This is a genomic window from Pseudomonas taiwanensis, from assembly GCF_013393345.1.
Classification (GTDB): domain Bacteria; phylum Pseudomonadota; class Gammaproteobacteria; order Pseudomonadales; family Pseudomonadaceae; genus Metapseudomonas; species Metapseudomonas resinovorans_C.
Window position 1 is genome coordinate 38,173 of record NZ_QJRF01000045.1, and the last position, 19,267, is coordinate 57,439.

At 63.9% G+C, this 19,267-nt stretch carries 13 protein-coding genes; 8 read left to right on the forward strand and 5 right to left on the reverse strand.

Annotated features, from left to right (window positions below; genetic code table 11):
• Positions 1-215: 215 nt before the first annotated feature.
• From DM872_RS08760 to DM872_RS08770, 3 genes are all read left to right on the forward strand, one after another.
• Positions 216-2,114: a potassium transporter Kup gene (locus tag DM872_RS08760; RefSeq protein WP_179059105.1), complete on the forward strand. Its 1,899-nt coding sequence runs from the start codon at positions 216-218 to the stop codon at positions 2,112-2,114.
• Positions 2,115-2,269: 155 nt separating this feature from the next.
• Positions 2,270-2,431: a hypothetical protein gene (locus tag DM872_RS08765; protein ID WP_162945807.1), complete on the forward strand. Its 162-nt coding sequence runs from the start codon at positions 2,270-2,272 to the stop codon at positions 2,429-2,431.
• A gap of 3 nt (positions 2,432-2,434) precedes the next feature.
• Complete coding sequence (locus tag DM872_RS08770; RefSeq protein WP_179059106.1) at positions 2,435-3,061, forward strand: helix-turn-helix domain-containing protein; 627 nt, start codon at positions 2,435-2,437, stop codon at positions 3,059-3,061.
• 206 nt (positions 3,062-3,267) lie between these two features.
• Here DM872_RS08770 and DM872_RS08775 read toward each other — a convergent pair whose 3' ends face one another.
• Entirely contained in the window at positions 3,268-3,792 is a 525-nt protein-coding gene (locus DM872_RS08775; RefSeq protein WP_179059107.1) for a hypothetical protein, read from the reverse strand.
• Between the two features lie 576 nt (positions 3,793-4,368).
• Here DM872_RS08775 and DM872_RS08780 point away from each other — a divergent pair.
• Positions 4,369-6,849: a putative bifunctional diguanylate cyclase/phosphodiesterase gene (locus tag DM872_RS08780; protein ID WP_179059108.1), complete on the forward strand. Its 2,481-nt coding sequence runs from the start codon at positions 4,369-4,371 to the stop codon at positions 6,847-6,849.
• A 354-nt stretch (positions 6,850-7,203) separates the two neighbouring features.
• Here DM872_RS08780 and DM872_RS08785 read toward each other — a convergent pair whose 3' ends face one another.
• Together DM872_RS08785 and DM872_RS08790 are read right to left on the reverse strand one after the other, a co-directional pair.
• Positions 7,204-7,455, reverse strand: coding sequence for a hypothetical protein (locus tag DM872_RS08785; RefSeq protein ID WP_179059109.1), 252 nt, complete (start codon positions 7,453-7,455; stop codon positions 7,204-7,206).
• Positions 7,456-7,555: 100 nt separating this feature from the next.
• Complete coding sequence (locus DM872_RS08790; RefSeq protein ID WP_179059110.1) at positions 7,556-8,524, reverse strand: GlxA family transcriptional regulator; 969 nt, start codon at positions 8,522-8,524, stop codon at positions 7,556-7,558.
• A 222-nt stretch (positions 8,525-8,746) separates the two neighbouring features.
• Here DM872_RS08790 and DM872_RS08795 point away from each other — a divergent pair, with 222 nt between their 5' ends.
• The 4 genes from DM872_RS08795 (at position 8,747) to DM872_RS08810 (ending at position 12,578) form a co-directional block, all read left to right on the forward strand.
• A complete protein-coding gene (locus DM872_RS08795; protein ID WP_179059111.1) occupies positions 8,747-9,502 on the forward strand; it encodes an SDR family oxidoreductase in 756 nt (251 codons plus the stop codon).
• A 44-nt stretch (positions 9,503-9,546) separates the two neighbouring features.
• A complete protein-coding gene (locus DM872_RS08800; protein WP_179059112.1) occupies positions 9,547-9,957 on the forward strand; it encodes a cupin domain-containing protein in 411 nt (136 codons plus the stop codon).
• A 396-nt stretch (positions 9,958-10,353) separates the two neighbouring features.
• Positions 10,354-12,063: an amidase gene (locus DM872_RS08805; protein ID WP_179059228.1), complete on the forward strand. Its 1,710-nt coding sequence runs from the start codon at positions 10,354-10,356 to the stop codon at positions 12,061-12,063.
• A 131-nt stretch (positions 12,064-12,194) separates the two neighbouring features.
• Positions 12,195-12,578 (forward strand): RidA family protein, encoded by a 384-nt coding sequence (locus tag DM872_RS08810; protein ID WP_179059113.1) that lies wholly within the window; start codon positions 12,195-12,197, stop codon positions 12,576-12,578.
• A gap of 116 nt (positions 12,579-12,694) precedes the next feature.
• Here the strand turns inward: DM872_RS08810 and DM872_RS08815 are convergent, their stop codons facing one another.
• Positions 12,695-18,190, reverse strand: coding sequence for a trifunctional serine/threonine-protein kinase/ATP-binding protein/sensor histidine kinase (locus tag DM872_RS08815; RefSeq protein WP_179059229.1), 5,496 nt, complete (start codon positions 18,188-18,190; stop codon positions 12,695-12,697).
• 134 nt (positions 18,191-18,324) lie between these two features.
• Positions 18,325-18,999 (reverse strand): response regulator transcription factor, encoded by a 675-nt coding sequence (locus DM872_RS08820; RefSeq protein ID WP_179059114.1) that lies wholly within the window; start codon positions 18,997-18,999, stop codon positions 18,325-18,327.
• Between the last annotated feature and the right edge of the window lie 268 nt (positions 19,000-19,267).

The window sequence follows — 19,267 nt, forward strand, 5'->3', positions numbered from 1 at the left end:
AACCGATTACAACAGTCAGCTTACAAGCCCCGCACACGCCCACAAGTGGCGGGCGCCAACCGGTCGTGCGCTGACTTTTTACGCATTTTTTACGCCGCTGGGTCCAACCAGAATGGATACTTGCCTCCCCATTGTGGCCAGCCGCCATACGCGATTCGCGCTCTCATTCTTTCCCCTTCGACATCCGCACCACGCCCCACCCCAGGAGTGATCCAATGAGTTCCAACGCCCTGGAGCAGCACAGCCATGCTCGCCCACATTCTTCGCTTGGCCTGCTCGTGGCCGCGGCCGGTGTGGTCTACGGCGACATCGGCACCAGCCCGCTGTACACCCTGAAGGAAGTGTTCGCCGGCCACTACGGCGTGCAGGTCAACCCGGAAGGCGTCTACGGCATCCTGTCCCTGGTGCTCTGGTCGCTGCTCTGGGTGGTGTCGCTGAAGTACGTGATGTTCATGCTGCGCGCCGACAACGACGGCGAAGGCGGTGTGATGGCCCTGACCGCCCTGGCCCGTCGCGCCACGGCGGCGTACCCGAAACTGAGCGGGATACTGGTGCTGCTGGGCCTGTTCGGTACGGCGCTGTTCTACGGCGACAGCATGATCACCCCGGCCATCTCCGTACTCTCCGCAGTCGAAGGCCTGGACGTCGCCCTGCCTGGCGTCAGCCACTGGGTGGTGCCGGTGACCGTGGTGCTGCTGATCGGCGTGTTCCTGATCCAGAAGCACGGCACCGCGCGCATCGGCATTCTCTTCGGCCCGGTGATGGTGGTCTGGTTCGTGGTGCTGGGCGTTCTGGGCATCCACGGCATCGTCCGGCATCCCGAAGTGCTCCAGGCGGTGAATCCCTGGTGGGCCTTCAACTTCTTCCTGGCCCACCCGGATATCGGCGTCACCATCCTCGGTGCAGTGGTGCTGGCGCTGACCGGCGCCGAGGCCCTCTACGCCGACATGGGCCACTTCGGCCGCAAACCCATCGCCCACGCCTGGTTCAGCCTGGTCCTGCCTGGCCTGGTGCTGAACTACTTCGGCCAGGGCGCATTGCTGCTCGACAATCCGGCAGCTGCCCGCAACCCGTTCTATCTGCTGGCCCCCGACTGGGCGCTGCTGCCCATGATCGGCCTGGCCACCCTGGCGACAATCATCGCCTCGCAGGCGGTGATTTCTGGCGCCTTCTCGCTGAGCCAGCAGGCCATCCAGCTCGGCTACATTCCGCGCATGCAGATCCAGCACACCTCCAGTGCGGCGCAGGGACAGATCTATGTCGGTGTCGTGAACTGGGCATTGATGACCTGCGTCGTGCTGCTGGTTATCGGCTTCGGCTCATCCGGCGCACTCGCGGCGGCCTATGGCGTGGCGGTGACCACCACCATGCTGATCGACACCCTGCTGGTTTCGGCCGTCATGCTGCTGCTCTGGCGCGTGCCGCGCTGGCTGGCGGTGCCGCTGCTGCTGGGCTTCCTGTTCGTCGACACGCTGTTCTTCAGCGCCAACGTGCCGAAGATATTCCAGGGCGGGGCCTTCCCGGTGATCGCCGGGGTGATCCTCTTTGTCCTGATGACCACCTGGAAAAGCGGCAAGCGCATCCTCATCGAACGCCTCGACGAAACCGCCCTGCCCCTGCGCGGCTTCATCGACAGCATCTGCCTGCAGCCGCCGCACCGTGTCGAGGGCACCGCGGTGTTCCTCAGCGCCAGCCCCGACGCCGTCCCCCATGCGCTACTGCACAACCTGCTGCATAACCAGGTGCTGCATCAGCAGGTGGTCTTGCTCACGGTCATGACTCGCGACACGCCGCGTATCGAGGATGCCCAGCGCTTTGAAGTCACCCGCTACGACGGCGGCTTCTACCGGGTACTGTTGCATTTCGGCTTCATGGAAGAACCCAACGTGCCGGAAGCCCTGAATTCCTGTCGCCTGGAGGGCCTGGACTTCACCCCCATGCGCACCACCTATTTCCTGAGCCGTGAAACAGTGATTCCCACGCGGGGCCTGGGCATGTCGCTCTGGCGCGAAGGGCTATTCGCCTTCCTGCACAAGAATGCCAACAGCAGCCTGCGCTACTTCCAGCTGCCGGTTAACCGGGTGATCGAACTGGGCACCCAGGTCGAGATCTGATCTTCGCGAGCTGCTGCGGACTGATTCCCACAGCAGCTTCCGGCCCAAATAGCTCAAAAAGGAATTAATAAATACTAATTAAGTATTTATCGGTCTAAAGGAGGAGCGGCTAGTCTAGCCCCGTCACCCCTCAGGACTCCCCAAGGAGCTGCACCATGGACCGCACCGACAACGTCATCGACCTCGCCCGCTATCGCACGCGCCGCCAAGCGCGCCGCATGGCCGAGCTGATGTGGACGATGTATGCCTGCCGGGCCGGTTACGGTGCGTTCCAGCTCATCCAGCAACAGCGGGAAAACGGCATTCGCGAGGCGTGAGTCATGGGTCATTCGCTACCTGTCGACGCCGTTGACCAGGTGTTGCTCGCGGCCGCCGCCGTGGACGACCCGGTGGGCCAGCGCGTCGCCAGCAACCTGCTGCGCCTGCGCGCCAAGCGCAATCTCTCACTGGACGGCCTGGCCCGCGTTTCCGGCGTGAGCCGGGCGATGCTGGCGCAGATCGAGTCCGGGCGCAGCGTTCCCTCGATCAAGGTCCTGTGCAAGATCGCCCAGGGTCTGAAGGTCTCGGTGGCGGCATTTCTCGATGACCGAGCCTTCGATGGCGTCTCGGTGCTGCCGGCCAGCCAGAGCAAGCGACTGGTGAACGGCGACGGCAGCTTCGTCAGCCGCGCGCTGTTCCCCTTCGATTGCTCGCGCCAGGTGGAATTCTACGAACTGCGGCTGGCGGGTCTGGCCACCGAGGACTCTCCCGGCCACGCCCCCGGCACGCAGGAGAACCTGGTGATCGCCCAGGGCGTGCTGGAAATCAGCGTGAACGAGGAACGCTTCCTGCTCGCCACTGGCGATTCGATCCTGTTCTACGCCGACCAGCCCCACGCCTACCGCAACCCATCCAACAGCGAAGCGGTGGCCTACCTCGTCACCACCTACGCCGAAAGACTCGACTGAGGTAAATGTAGGAGCCAGCTTGCTGGCGAAGCTCCTGAGCAGACCTTTCGCGAGCAAGAACTGGGCGTCCCCCTCGCTCCTACACAAAGCCCCGAGCCGAGGCGGTGTGTAGGGTGGATCACGCTTCATCGATCCACCATAGGAGCCCCGGCGAGCACAAAAAAGCCCGGCGGGTTTCCCGGCCGGGCTTTTTTACATCCTGCCGATCAGCAGGTGCAGCACATCATCGGCATGCCGTTGCAGCTCATCATCATAGGCATGCCGCATTCCATCATTTTCGTCATCAGCGCGCAGCAGCTCTTGAACATCTCCATGTTCATGCCCTGCATCGGCATCATCTTGCACATCATGGCGTCGCCCTGCATGGAGCACTCCATCATGCACTTCATGGACGGCATGGGCATGGGCATGCCCATCCCCATGCCCATTCCCATCATCGGCATCATATTCATCATGCCCATCATCGGCATCATGGCCATGCCGGCCTGGGACATGCACATCATCGACATGTTGCCGCAGTGCATCATCATCGGCATGCCGCAGTTCATCATCATCGCCATCATTTCCGCGCTGTTGCGGAACATCGTCATGTCCATGCCCATGGCCGGCATCATCGTGCACATCATGCCGTCGTCCTGCATGTCGCACTGCATGGTGGCCATCATCATGGGCATGCCCATCATCGGCATCATGGAGTTGGCGGACATCGGCATTTGCATGGCATTCATCATGGTGGCGCTCCCTCAAAGGATGGAATGTGTAACCGGAATGGGGCCGATTCTAGGGAGGCGAATCCGTCGAACAAGATGACGAGGCAGCGTCGATGGGGTACGTCCTGCCAAAACTTTCGCCACCGATGACAGCGCTTCTGTCTGCGATAGCAGCGGCATGAACGCAATCCCGAACGACGTGGAATCGATAACGTCATTGTCCGCGCAATGGATATGCACTTCAGGAATTAGCAAATAACCCTAGTGAATATTCAATCTAACGCCCGACCACTTTTTCCCCTCAAACCAGCTGCGCGCGAAAGCGCCTCGGGGTGTCGGCCCCTGCTTTCCTGACACCTCAGCCACAGCGGGCAGAATATTCACACGACATCCCGTCGCCGCCTGCACACCAGCAGTCGGGCCGCGAAATAATGGCAAATCCGTGGCTATGCTTTGAGTGTCATCATGCCGAACGGATTGGGCATGCGGCGCCCGTCCCGGGGGATTCCGGCGCTGAAATTCAAACGACAGGACGCCTGGCTTTCTTGAGCTTCGCTTATCAAGTCCATAAGAAGGACGTTCGCTGGAGATCGCGAAATGGATTCGTTCGAGAGGGAAAGCGCCGCCAACCAGGTCATATCCGCGCACTCGAACACTCAACCCACGACCCGATGGCACCGCATGTACTTCTTCCTTGCGGGCTTCGACGTGCTGGTCGTGGTGCTGAGCGTCCTGCTGAACCACCTGATCGTCGATACCTACCACCGCTCGATCAAGGCCAACCAATCCTGGGTCCAGCAGCTTTCGTCCTATTCGACGCTGGGCAGCCTCGCGTCGGAAGTGAACGCGCCGGGCAACAACGTGTTCGACACGCTTGATGCCGAATCCGAGTCGCGGAACATGACCGCAGCCTTGCACGCATTCGACGCGCACCTGGCCAAAGTCAAGGAACAACTGGAAGTGCGAATTGCCAATCAGGCAGAGCACAGCGAAGACATCCAGACCTTTACGCTCGCGCTCAAGGGAGAAGTGGCGGAGATCGATTCCGCGATGGACGAGATGGTGAAAGAGGCCACATTGATCTTCTCCTTCTTCCGAGATGGCAAGTCGGATGAGGCAGCCCAACGCATGGCGACCATGGACCGGAAGTACGCCTTGCTGCTCGCCGCCTTCGCCACCGTGCGCGAGCGCGTCGGCCTGATCCAGAGCAAGCTGCTCGAAGAGGAACTGGAGTCGGTCGATGAACTGCGCCGCATCGAATACGCCATCATGATGTTCGTGCTGCTGATGGTGACTGCGGCCATGTTCTATGGGCGCCGCATCCGCCGTGAGATGGAATCCCACGCCGCCGAGCGCGAACGTTATCTGACGGTGCTGCGCGAGAGCGAACGGCAGTTCCGCCAGCAGGCATCGCTGCTGGACAAGGCGCAGGACGCCATCGTCGTGCACGACATGAATCACCGCATCCTCTACTGGAACAAGAGCGCCGAGCGCCTTTATGGGCTGCCCAGGGACGAGGCGCTGGGCAAATCGGCCCAGGGATTGATCTACCCGAGCCATGCCTTCATCGAAACCACCACCCACAGTCTTATCGAACTGGGCGACTGGTCAGGCGAAGTGACGCTGCGACGCCGCGACGGCAGCACCATCAACTTCGAGAGCCACCGCACCCTGGTTCGCGATGACAGCGGCCTGCCCCAGTGCGTCCTCTCCATCAACACCGACATTTCCCATCGCAAGGCCGCGGAACAGGAGGTCAAGCGGCTGGCCTTCTACGACCAGCTCACGGGTCTGGCCAACCGGCGGCTCATGCTCGACCGCCTGCAGCATGCGCTGGCCAGCAGCGCACGTAGCCAGCATACGAGCGCGGTCATCCTGATCGACCTGGACAACTTCAAGGCCCTCAACGACACCCTCGGTCACGACCGCGGCGACGTGCTACTGCAGCAGGTCGCCCATCGCCTGTCCGCCTGCATCCGTGAGAGCGATACCGTCGCCCGCCTCGGCGGAGACGAATTCGTGGTCCTGCTGGAGGGCCTCAGCGAGAATCCCCCGGATGCCGCCATCCAGGCCAAGACCATCTGCGAGAAGATTCTCAGCTCGCTGAACCTCTCCTACGAACTGGATGGTTACGAGCATCACAGCACGCCCAGCCTGGGCATCGCCCTGTTCCAGGGACAGCTCAATACCGTCGACGACATCATGAAGCGCGCGGACCTGGCGATGTACCGCGCCAAGGCCGCCGGTCGCAACACCATGCGCTTCTTCGACCCGGAGATGCAGGCGGTCGCCACCGCCCGCGCACGGCTGGAGTCCGACCTGCGGCAGGGCCTGCAGAACAAGGAACTGTCACTGCACTTCCAGCCGCAGGTGAACAGTCAGGGCAGGATCGTGGGGGCGGAAGCGCTCATGCGCTGGCAGCACCCTGAGCGTGGGAACGTGGTGCCGGCGGAGTTCATTCCCCTGGCAGAGGAAACCGGGCTCATCCTGCCACTCGGCCGCTGGGCATTGCACACCGCCTGCGCCCAGTTGGTGACCTGGGCCAAGCAGCCGGAAACCGCCCGCCTGGTCATGGCGGTGAACGTCAGCGCGCGCCAGTTCCACCATCCCGATTTCGTCGAAGAAGTGCTGACCGTGCTGCGCTTCACGGGTGCCGACCCGAGGAGGCTCAAGCTCGAGCTGACCGAGGGGATGCTGGTGGAAGACATGGAAAATACCGTTGCCAAGATGATCGAACTGAAGGAGATCGGCATCGGCCTGTCACTGGACGACTTCGGCACCGGTTACTCGTCGCTCTCCTACCTCAAGAGCCTGCCGCTGGACCAGTTGAAGATCGACAAATCCTTCATCCGCGACGTGCTGGTCGACCCCAACGACGCGGCCATCGCCTGCGCCATCGTGAGCCTGAGCCAGATCCTCGGGCTCTCGGTGATTGCCGAAGGCGTGGAAACCGAGGCCCAGCGTGCCTTCCTCGTCAGCCACGGCTGCCACACCTACCAGGGCAACCTGTTCTCCCGCCCACTGCCGGCCGAACAGTTCAGGCAGTACGTCCACGAACGATCGATGGCGGAGCACTGACACCCCCGCCCACCCCGGCCCCTCTCCCGCAGGAGAGGGGTGACTCGCGCCGGATGCACCATGTCATCCGGCAATCCCGAAGCCATGTGGGGGGGGTACGTACTGTAGGAGCGAGCTTGCTCGCGAATCTGGACTGCACCCGAGAATCCGAGCCGGCCGGCTAACCCCTCCCCCCCAGCCCCTCTCCCGCAGGAGAGGGGTGACTCGCGCCGGATGCACCATGCCCTCCGGCAATCGCGAAGCCATGTGGGCATACGTACTGTAGGAGCGAGCTTGCTCGCGAACCTCCTGAGCCCGACCATTCGCGAGCAAGCTCGCTCCTACACAAAGCACAGCCACCAGGCCATTGGATACTCAGTACTTGATGTCCCGCGCCCTCTCCCGCCCCTGCTGCTTGGTCTGGCGCTTGTCCTGTCGGCACTGGGCGTTGTACTGCTGGTCGGCGGCACGGCAGTCCTGCTTGATCTGGCGTGCATCCTGCCGTGTTTCCTGCCTTACATCGCGGGCGGCGCGGCGTTGATTGGCCTGTTCGGTGGCCCAGGATGCGCCTGCCGAAACCGTCAGGCACATGGCAACCACCCATACGGGGAATCGAGTAACAGGCATGACGTGAACCTCCTCTGACCTTGGGGTAACCGCTTCTTTCATTACAACCGATTCTCCCGAAACCGGCGGTGGAGTCGCCAGGCGGCGTCGCTGAGAGAGGTCATGACGCAGACCGGAAAATTCCACGTTCACCTCGTGCGCTGCGTCGAAGCTCCTGGGGCGTTCGACCCGCGACCCGCAGGAAGCTCTGACACATGCGTCCCGCATCGATGAAGCCGTTCAGGCGCGCGATTTCCTCGAACGTCTGCCGCCCATCCTCGACTTGCGGCCGTGCCGCCTCTACCCGCATGCGTTCGACCGCTCTGGCCGGCGTCACGCCTGTCGACGAGGTGAAGGCGCGCCCGAACTGGCGGACGCTCAGGTTCGCGACCTCGGCCAGGCGCTCGACCGAGAGGTTCTCCCGCAGGTGCTCACGCGCGAAGCTCAGCGTGGAACGAATCCGGTCCGACCCCGGATCGAAATCCAGCAACGACGAAAACTGGTATTGCCCACGCGGTCGCCAGTAATAGACGACCAGCATGCGTGCCACGGAAAGCGCCATTTCCCGCCCCATGTCCTGCTCGATCATCGCCAGGCTCATGTCGATGCCGGCGGCCATCCCCGCCGACGTCCAGAAACCACCGTCCTCGCTCCAGGTCCGGTCACCATCGACCCTCACAGTCGGATAGCACGCCTGCAACTGCGCTGCGTAATGCCAGTGGGTCGTCACGGTGCGCCCATCGAGCAGTCCGCTCGCCGCCAGCAGGAAGGCGCCGGTACCGACACTGGCGGTTCGGCGCACATGCAGAGCGACGTTGCCAACTGCCCTGGCCAGCACCGCAGCCCATTCACCTTCGGGAGGCTCGGGCGCGCCCACCACCATGAAGGTGTCGAAGGCAACCACCCGCAACGGCTCCGTATGGACACAAAGGCCGCAGGCACTGCTCACCATCCCCCCGTCCAGGGATACGGTGGTCAGCTGGTAGTCAGCGGATGAGCGTTGATTGGCGTTCGAGAAGGCTTCGAGCGGGCCGCTCAGGTCCAGCAACTCGAAGCCCGGATAGACCAGAAAACCGATGTGCCGGTTCATGGCTGAAATCCCACGATCAATGTCCTTTCCGGGAAAAGTCCCCGGCCATAACGTGATCGTCATTGCAGATCACTGGCGATGCGGCGAAGCGCGTCACGCCACCTGGCGACCGCTGCGGTTCCCGCACGCCATACAGCCACGAGTGTAGCTCCGGGCTGCCATGCACCCGCTGCCCCCCGACAGATGCACCCTGCGCTGCGTCATCCAACAGGAGGCATGCACATGAAGATCGTCGTTATCGGCGGAACTGGCCTGATCGGAACCCAGCTCTGCAACAACCTTCGCCAGCAGGGGCATGACGTCCTGCCGGCGTCACCGAAGACCGGGGTCAACGCCGTGACGGGCGAAGGGCTGCAGGCGGCACTGCAAGGTACCGATGTGGTCGTCGACGTCGCGAATTCACCGTCATTCGAAGACGCTGCCGTACTGGCATTCTTCGAGGCCTCCGGACGCAACCTGGCCGCTGCGGAAAAGGCTGCAGGGGTAAAGCACCATGTCGCCCTTTCGGTCGTCGGTACGGAGCGGATGCTCAGCAGCGGTTACTTCCGCGCCAAGATGGCCCAGGAAAAGCTGATCAAGGAATCGGGCGTCCCCTACTCCATCCTCAGGGCCACGCAATTCTTCGAGTTCGTCGGTGCCATCGCGCATTCCGGCACCGAGGGCAATAGCGTTCGCCTGCCGCCCGCCGCCCTGCAGCCAATCGCCTCGGCGGATGTCGCAGAGGCCCTGGCCAACCTCGCCGGGCAACCGCCGAGCAACCAGACGACGGAAGTCGCCGGGCCTGACCGCAAGCCCATGGGTTGGTTCGTCAAGGCTTACCTCGACCACAACAACGACCGGCGGGAGGTGATTGCGGATTCCGGAGCCACCTACTTCGGTGCACCGGTCGACGACCAGTCGCTGACCCCAGGGGCCAACCCGATCGTCGGCGAGACCCACTTCGAGGAATGGCTCAAGCAAGCCGCCGCACCGCGCTAGCGGCCGGGCCACCACTTCCCGCTCGACGGAACCAGGAGCGCCACATGCCAATCCCTCACCTCGTCGCCCTCTTCTCCCTCTCATGCATCACGGTCGCCATCGCGCAGGACACGGGAACGTCCGCCCCGCACCCGATCGTCAAGCCGGTCATGACCCAGGCGCTTCCGGACTACCCCGGCAAGGAAGTGCTGATGCTTACGGTTGAATATCCCCCCGGTGGCGCCGACCCGGTCCATCGCCACGATGCCCACGGCTTCATCTACGTGCTGGAAGGCACCATCGTGATGGGCGTGAAAGGCGGGCAGGAGGTGACGCTGATACCCGGACAGAGTTTCCATGAAGGCCCGCAGGACCTGCACACGGTCGGACGCAACGCCAGCCAGGACAAGCCTGCGAAGTTCCTGGTGTTACTGCTGAAGGACGTGGGCAAGCCGCCGGTAATCCCCGTCGACTGAGGAGCCATTCGTGGCTTTTCCTCCCGAAAGGCTCCGAACGACTGCTGGGTCATCGCACTCGGTATAGCCATGAGCCGCGACGTTTCCGTGTGAGCGTCGCGGTTCGTCATTTCAGGTTCAGCCGTCCGACTGGCCACGATCCGACTACCCTCCCCACATCGTCATGCGAGGAACCTCGTTAGCTGATGCACGCCAGCGATGCCGCGGCTTCGCGCTTGGTGCAAAATAGTGCGCTGAATTTTCCGGCCCTGGTTCCAGTGCCGCCCCTGCCGCATGATGCGCTGCAACGGGGGCCGAGATGAGTACCGTTTCCTGGCAAGTTGATGTTCCTGGACCCTGGGTCCAGCGTGATGGAGAGATTCGATGCACAACCCAACAACCACCGGCGGTGACAGCATGATCGAGGTAACCGAGGTTTCCATTGCCCAACTGCGCGCCGCGCTCGAGTCCGGCCGCACGACGGCCGTCGAGCTGGTCAAGGCCTATCTCGCCAGGATCGATGCCTACGACGGTCCCGAGACGCCTACCGCCCTCAACGCCGTCGTGGTGCGCAATCCCGAGGCGCTCAAGGAAGCCGAAGCCTCCGATGCCCGCCGCGCGCGCGGCGAGACGCTCGGACCGCTGGATGGCATTCCCTATACGGCCAAGGACAGTTACCTGGTGAAGGGACTGACCGCCGCGTCCGGCAGCCCGGCCTTCAAGGACCTGGTCGCCTATCGCGATGCGTTCACCATCGAACGCCTGCGCGCTGCCGGCGCCATCTGCCTGGGCAAGACCAACATGCCGCCCATGGCCAACGGCGGTATGCAGCGCGGCGTTTACGGCCGTGCGGAGAGTCCCTACAACGCGAACTACCTCACCGCCCCCTTCGCCTCGGGCTCGTCCAACGGGGCGGGCACCGCGACCGCAGCCAGCTACTCGGCATTCGGCCTGGCCGAAGAAACCTGGTCGAGCGGACGCGGACCAGCATCCAACAATGGCCTTTGCGCCTACACGCCTTCGCGCGGGGTGATCTCGGTGCGCGGCAACTGGCCGCTGACGCCGACCATGGACGTCGTAGTGCCCTATGCGCGCACCATGGCCGACCTGCTGGAAGTGCTCGACGTGGTGGTCGCCGAAGACACCGACAAGCGAGGCGACCTGTGGCGCCTGCAGCCCTGGGTGCCGATCCCCGCCGTTTCCGAAGTGCGCCCGGCGTCCTACCTGGACCTCGCCGCCGGCCCCGAAGCCCTCAAGGGCAAGCGGCTGGGCGTGCCGCGCATGTTCATCAACAAGGACGAACTGGCCGGTACCAGCGAGAAGCCCGGCATCGGCGGCCCGACCGGCCAGCGCATCAACACCCGTGCCTCGGTCATCGACCTCTGGGAACAAGCCCGCAAGGCCCTGGAAGCGGCTGGCGCCGAAGTCATCGAAGTGGACTTCCCGCTGGTTTCCAACTGCGAGGGCGACCGCCCCGGCGCGCCGACCGTGTTCAACCGCGGCTTCGTTTCCGAGCAGTTCCTCCATGACGAGCTCTGGGAACTGTCCGGCTGGGGCTTCGACGATTTCCTCCGTGCCAACGGCGATCCCAAGCTGAACACGCTGGCCGACGTCGACGGGCCGCAGATCTTCCCCCACGACCCGGGCACCCTGCCGAACCGCGAGGACGACCTCTGCGCGGGCATGGACGAATACGTCAACATGGCCAAGCGCGGCCTGAAGACCTGGGACCAGATCGAGACCCTGCCTGACGGTCTGCGCGGCCTGGAAAAGACCCGCAAGCTCGACCTGGAAGACTGGATGGACGGCCTGAAGCTGGACGCCGTGCTGTTCCCCACCGTAGCCGATGTGGGCCCGGCGGACGCCGACGTGAACCCGGAATCGGCCGACATCGCCTGGAGCAACGGCATCTGGGTCGCCAACGGCAACCTCGCCATCCGTCACCTGGGCGTACCCACCGTCACCGTGCCGATGGGCGTGATGGCGGATATCGGCATGCCCATCGGACTGACCTTCGCCGGCCGCGCCTACGATGATTCGGCCCTGCTGCGCTTTGCGTCGGCCTTCGAGTCGACCGGCTCGAAGCGCCTGATTCCCCCGCGCACCCCGTCCTTGGCGCGCGGCTGAAGATGGAACGGACGGGATTGGGGCTGCGCGTCCCAATCCCGCCCAACCTTGTCCCACCTGATTCTGCATAAACCTGACGGAACTGCTCCCATCTGGAGCCGCCACCTCCCTTCCATTCGAGCAAGATAGCCATGGCAAACTACGACCTCACGTTCCTCCCCGATCCCGATCCGGAATCCATCTCCTCGGACGTCGCCAGCTTCGGCGGCCTGCTGGTCTCCACCCAGATTCCAACCCGCGCCGACGGCAGCCTGGAACTGGGTGACATCGTCGCGCAAAGCGAATGCACCCTGCAGGCGCTGAAGGTCGCGCTGGAGCGCGCCGGCAGTTCCATGGACCGGGTCATGCACCTGACCATCTACCTCACCGACATGGCCGACCGCCCCGCCTTCAACGAGGTCTACCAGCGTTTCTTCGCCAAGCCCTGGCCCGTTCGCGCCGCTGTGGGCGTGGCCGAGCTGGCCGTGGAAGGCATGCGCGTGGAAGTCACGGCGATAGCGGCCGGCAAGTCGTAACGTGGACTGACTGTAGGAGCGAGCTTGCTCGCGAAGGATCGTGCTCGGACTGTTCGCGAGCAAGCTCGCTCCTACAAAAACGTGGCTTCTGCCGGGCGGACACCACGGGGGCACGATCAGACCGGCGAATGGGCAAGCACGGTGAACTGGACGACGGCTCCGCGAGGCTGATTGGCGCTCGCCCACAACTGGCCACCGTGGGTCTCGATGATCGATCGGCAGATCGAAAGGCCCATCCCGAGGCCGGTGGGTTTGGTGGTGTAGAAAGGTGCGAACACCTGTTCGGCGCTTTCCGCGAAGCCCGGCCCCGAATCGCTCACCGTTACCCGCACAGCGCCTGACTCGTCGGGTCCGGTGCTGATGTGCAGTTGCCGTACGCCATCATTGATGCCACCCATGGCCTCCAGCGCGTTGATGATCAGGTTGAGCAGCACCTGTTGCAGCTCGACACGGTCGCCTTCGATGAGTGGCAAGCCCTCCGCGAGTTGCGTCTGCACCACCGCACCGCACTTGCTGGCCTCGCCGTGAGTGAACTCGACCATCTCGCGAATCGCCGCGTTGATGTCCACAGGCTCCTTCTGCGGCGGCGCCTTCCTGATCAGTTCACGAATCCGCCCAAGGACGTCCGCCGCCCGGTTGGCATCCTTGATGATGCGGCCCAGGACCTGCCCCACCTCACCGACTTCCGGCGGCTGCGCGTTCAGCCAACGCTGTGCGGCGTAGGCATTGGTCACGGTCGCGGCAATCGGCTGGTTGACCTCATGGGCGATCGACGCGGCGAGCTGTCCCATGGTCGCCACCCGGTTCGCATGGGCCAGTTCCGCCTGCACCTCGCGATAGCGTTGCTCGCCCTCGCGGACCCTCTGCTCCGCCAGCTTGCGCTCGGTGAGATCGAGTACGAACGCCACGCCATCCTTGCGACTGGTTTCGAACGTGGCCAGGCCGACGATAACCGGCAGGCGACTGCCATCCTTCCTGACGTACTCCTTCTCGAAGGGCTGCGCATGCCCCACCCGCAACGCCTCGGCCAGGGCTGTTTCGCTCTGCGGTCGCAAATCCGGCTGCGTCAGGTCGCGCCAGCCCACGCTGCCCGATACCAGGTCCTCCCGTTCGTACCCCACCATGCGCAGGAAGGCGTCGTTGGCTTCGATGATGTCGCCTTCGGCATTCCAGACAATGATCCCGATGATGTTGGCATCGACGAGACGCCGGATCTTCGCCTCGCGCTCCGCGATATCACGGTACAAACGCGCGTTTTCCAGGGAGATCGCCGCCTGGGAGGCCACCAGCTTCAGCACGGCGATGCGGGTCGGGCTGAACACGCGGGCTGTCAGGTTGTTTTCGAGATAGAGCGCGCCGGTGAGCTTCGCCTGGTTCATCAGGGGCAGGCAGAGGATTGAACGGGTGCGCCGCTCGCGGATATAAGGGTCCGCGGCAAACGAGGGTTCGGCCACGGCATCGTCGAGGACGACGCTCTCGCGTGTACGCAGCACGTTGAACAGGATCGATTCCGGCAGCAGCGCCGCACTCACCGGCACAGCTCTCAGTAGCAACTCCGTCGCGTCGCCGGCGGTCGTCGCTTCCGCCGCAATCAGATGTTCGCCGCCATCCGAGAGGATCAGCAGGCCCCGCTCGGCACCGGCCTGCTCGATGGCCGTGCGCATGACCATGTCGATCAGTTTCTCCAGGACGATCTCACCCGAGACCGCTTGCGACACCTTAAGTACGGTCGCCAGGTCGAGGTGCTCCACCGGAGTCGCGATGGTGGTGGTCGCGCCAAGGGCAGGCTCTTCCGTTCTCAGGTAGGAGTACTTCGTCTCGAGTTGCCACACCTTTCCATCGGCGCCCCAACGCAGGTAGCCATAGCGTGCGTCGCGCATGTACAAACGGGCGATCTTGCCGAGGCCTCGCGCCGCGTAGAAGCGCGACGCGAGCTCATTGGCGAGCGCCTCGACATGGATGAAGCCGTTCTGCTGCGCCGCCAGGATGGCGTGCTCATAAAGCTGCTCGGCCTCCGCCACACGGCCTTCGATGCGGGCAATCTCGGCGCCGATCAGGGCGGCACGGTCCGCGAAGTTCTCGCGGCAGTTGTCTGCCCAGACCTGGTACTGCCGGTGATGCGAGGCCATGGCAACCCGGTGCGTCGAATGCTCGACCGCCGGGCTCGCATCGCACGCAGCCGCGTGGACCAGCGCGCTGTAGAAGTGATACTCGGCCTCCTCGAAGAATGAGGATGAGGTCCAGAGCAACGCCTCCGCCTTCCTGGCAGCCTCCATGGCCGAGGGATAGTCGCCGGCCAGGTAGCGCAGCTGCAGTTTGCGCGTCCAGTACCAGCATTCGGCGAGCGCCAGGTCGGGACTGCCGGCCAGATGCCGTTCGGTTGAAAGCTCGGTGAAGTTCGCGTCGTCGAAGCTGCCGAATGCCGTCGTCAGACCACGAAGTGTGCGTACCAGCGCCAGTTGCGTGGCGATGAAGTCGACCACCAGGCCGAAACCCACCTTCTCCGCATAGGCCAGTCCGCGCTCGGCTTCTGCCTGCACCGCGGGCAGCGATTCGCCGGAGTACAACAGGTCCGAGACCAGGCTGTTGCCGGCATAGGCACCATATGGAAGGTCGCCGATCCTGTTCGCCGCGGCGAAGGCGCGACTCAGCAGCGCACGGCATTCCCGCACGGGCCGCAGCCAGCGCATGACGAAGATCGAGAAACACAGATAGGTCTTGGCCTCGAAGCGCTTCAGCCCGCGTCGGTCGACGAGGTCGCAGCCGAGCTGGCCAAAGCGCAAGCCGGCCTGGTAATCACCGAAGCGCCGCCCCGCCACCCGGCCGACGTTGGCATAGAGCACGCACGAGGCATCGCAGTTGCCACGTTCCAGACTGATGCTCACCGCCATGCAGATCGTCAGGCAAGCCAGGTTCGCATCCGTCTGCAAGGCCGGCGCGAAAAGCTTGCTCAGCGCCTCCACGGTCCCCAGCGAGGCCGCATCTTCCATCAACGGCAGATCGATCAGGTCCTCGATCTGCCGCTCGCCCAGCAACGTCCAGATCCGCTGGTACTCGCGCTGCACTTCCTCATCGTCGGGATGCGCCGACCAGTCGATACCGACATGCCGGAGGTACGCGAGACACACCGCGACGGCGCGGTCGCTCTGGTCGAGGACCAGGCAGACATCCAGTTGCAGGCACGCAACCAGTCCCTTTTCCACCGTCGTACGGGCGCGTTCGGCCAGCGTCACCAGGCGCGCGTCCGCCGCCGGCAGCTGCCCGGTGAGGAACTCGCATTCGGCCCGGTTCAGCTCCAGGGCGAAGCTCAGCTCATGGCGCCGCGCCCAGCAATCGCTACCCAGCAGTTCCGCACCGGCGGACAGATAGGTAAGCGCCGACGCGTAGGCCGTCGATGCCTTGGCACGCTGGCCGGCCAGCAGGTTGAACTCCGCCAGTTGCTCACGCTCGGAGACTTCGGTCAGCAGCGCGGCGCCCCGATTGAGCTGGCCGGCAATCTCGAAAATCGCCTCTTCGCGCCGTTTCGGGGCGGTCTGCGCGGCGAGCAACCAGCCGATACGCAGATGGACCTCGGCGCGCGACGCCTTGGGGATCAGTGAGTAGGCAGCTTCATGAATCCGGTCGTGGACGAAGGCATAAGCGCTCTCCTGCCGCTCCACCAGTTCCTGGCGGATCGCCTCCCACAGCACGGCGTGAGCCTGGGCCTGGGGAATGCCCAGGACGCTTGAAAGGACGGTGATCTCGGCGACGTTGCCGAGACAGGCCAGTTGCTGCAACGCCAGCTGCGTGTCGCTGGGCAGGCGCGCCAGCTTGCCGACCATGAGGTCCACGACATTGTCGGTGTAGCCCTTTGCATGGATGCGATCAGGCTCCCAGCGCCAATGCCGAGCGTCATGGTCGAACGTCAGCAGGTCTTCTTCGACCAGAGCCTGGAGAAACTGGATGACGAAGAACGGGTTGCCGGCGGTCTTGTCCTGCACCAGCCGGGCCAGCGACTCGATGCGCTCCTGCGGACTGTGCAGGGCTTCGGCAATCAGTTGTTCGATATGCGCCTTGGCCAGCGGCGCCAGCCTGATCTCGTCGATCCTGACACCCGCGTTCCTGATGGCCTGGAGCTTGGCCGTCAGCGGGTGTGCGGCATCCACCTCGTTGTCCCGGTAGGCGCCCACCAGCATCAGGTGGCGCAGGTCCGAACGGGTCAGCAGGTCCTCCAGCAGGTCGAGGGTTGCCGCGTCGAGCCATTGAAGATCGTCGAGAAACAGCGCGAGCGGATGCTCCGGTTGCGCGAATACGCCGATGAAGCGCCGAAACACCAGCAGGAACCGGCGTTGCGACTGTTGCGGTTCCAGCTCCGGGACCGCCGGCTGTTCACCGATGATGAGCTTCAGTTCGGGAATGAGGTCGGTCATCAGCCGCGCGTTGGGCTCCAGCGCCTCCAGCATCGCCCCGCGCCAGCCCTCCAGCTCCGCGTCGCTCTTGCCGAGCAGCGTCCGCACCAGGTTCTGAAAAGCCTGTACCAGGGTCGAATAGGGAATATCGCGCTTGTACTGGTCGAACTTGCCGGAGGCGAAGAGTCCCCGTGGCGGTACCAGCACCTTGTGCAGCTCATTGACCACCGAAGACTTGCCGATGCCGGAGTAACCGGACACCAGCACCAGTTCCGGCGCACTGCTGTTGACGATGCGGGTAAACGAAGCGACCAGCGTGTCTACCTCGTAAGCCCGCCCATACAGCTTCTCGGGGATCAGCAGGCGGTCGGGCGTGCCGTGCTCGTTCAGGGGGAAGTCGTCGATGCGCTGACGGCATTGCCAGTCTTCCAGGCAGCGGCGCAGGTCATGTTCGACGCCGGCTGCCGTCTGGTAGCGCTCCTCGGCGGTCTTGGCCAGCAGCTTCATGACGATGTTCGAGATCACCGCCGGCACCGTGGTCACCCGTTCGCTCGGGGGCACCGCCTTCCTGGCGATGTGGCAGTGCACCCATTCCATGGCGTCGGTGGCGGTGAACGGCAATACGCCCGTCAGCATCTGGTAGAGGGTGATGCCGAGCGCATAGAGGTCGCTGCGCGAATCGATCGAACGATTCATCCGGCCGGTCTGCTCCGGCGCCATGTAGGCAAGCGTGCCGGCGATGGTCTCGGGCGGCTCGGGCGCCTGGCGCTCGCGCGGCAGCCGCGAGGCGAGTCCGAAGCCGGTGAGACGCACCTGGCCATCGGTGCAATTGACCAGGATGTGCGTGGGCTTGAGGTCCTTGTGAACGAGCCCGCGCTGGTGGAGCTTGCCCAGCGCCGTGGCAATGCCCACGGCGATGTCCAGGAAAGCGCCCATCTCCATGGGTGCGCCGAGCAACCGCTCGAGTGGCTCGCCGCCCGGGTCCTCCAGCACCAGCAGCAGCCCGCTGCTCTCCCGCACCAGCTCAAGCGGCCGGACAGCCCATGCGCCATCGAGCTCGTCCTTGAGGCCGAACTCATGTGCGAGGCGCTCGAGGCTGGCCGGCAAAGGCTGTTCAGCGGCGGCCCGCGCCACCAGCACGTCGTCGCCCCCCTCCTTCGGGTGCGGTCCTCGGCAGAAGGCACGCTCGCCATCGTCCCAGCAAATCTGGAGTCTGTTGCCCATTGGTATCGGAGCCATAAGTAGGATTTCTTGAATGACGCACCCTGCCATCAGGCTGCCGCCCGTCATTGCGATGGACGCTGGCGCCTCGGCGGGTCAGCGACAGGGCCGCAAGGGCGCTGCCGCTGATGCCGAAATCAGGACGACTTGCGTGACTGCGGCTGGATGCCCAGGGATTCCGATTTTCTGACGAGGTCCGCGACGGAGCGCGCGGCCAGCTTCTTCATGACCTGTCCGCGATGGACTTTCACGGTGACTTCGCTGAGGTTCAGTTCGGAGGCGATCTGCTTGTTCATCAGGCCGGCGACCACGAACCCCATGACTTCCCGCTCACGCACGGTGAGCGAATCGAATGCGGTACGCAGCGTCGCGATGGACTGCTCGGCGGCCAGGCGTTCGCCATCCTTCGCCAGTGCATTGGCCACTGCATCCAGCATGTCCTGGTCCCGAAACGGCTTGGCCAGGAAATCGACCGCACCGGCCTTCATGGCCTTGACCGTCATCGCGATGTCGCCATGCCCGGTCATGAACACGATCGGCATGCGCAAGCCGCTCTTCTCCACCTGTTCCTGGAAGGCAAGGCCGCTCTCACCGCGCAGCCTGACGTCGAGTATCAGGCAGCTGGGGACATTGTTCTTCGGGAAGGCCAGGAATTCCTGGGACGATTCGAACGTCTCGACGCGCAATCCGATGGAGCGCAGCAAACCCTCGAGCGCCAGCCGCATCGACTCGTCGTCATCGACCACATAAACCATGGGGTCCTTCTGTTCGCATGTGCTTTTGGTCGAAGTTGTTTGCGACCACGAACTCATCTTGTCTCCTTGCTGAAGACCGGCAAATCACGGCGTGCCGGTCAAAAAATCTAGTCCATGTCCCCCCTCGCGGCAACGCGATGGCCTCGGCGTCTGCCGGGCTTTTTGCACGTCGGGGAGGTCTACGGCTGGAATGTTGATAACGCGGATCAGGGCGCCGAGAACGATGCGCTCAGCATTGACGAGGCTATCGCGCTTGCGGAGGCACCAGCCAGGACATAAAACCCTTGATATCGGCCAACCCGGAACGCCGCACGCCTCGTCCGAC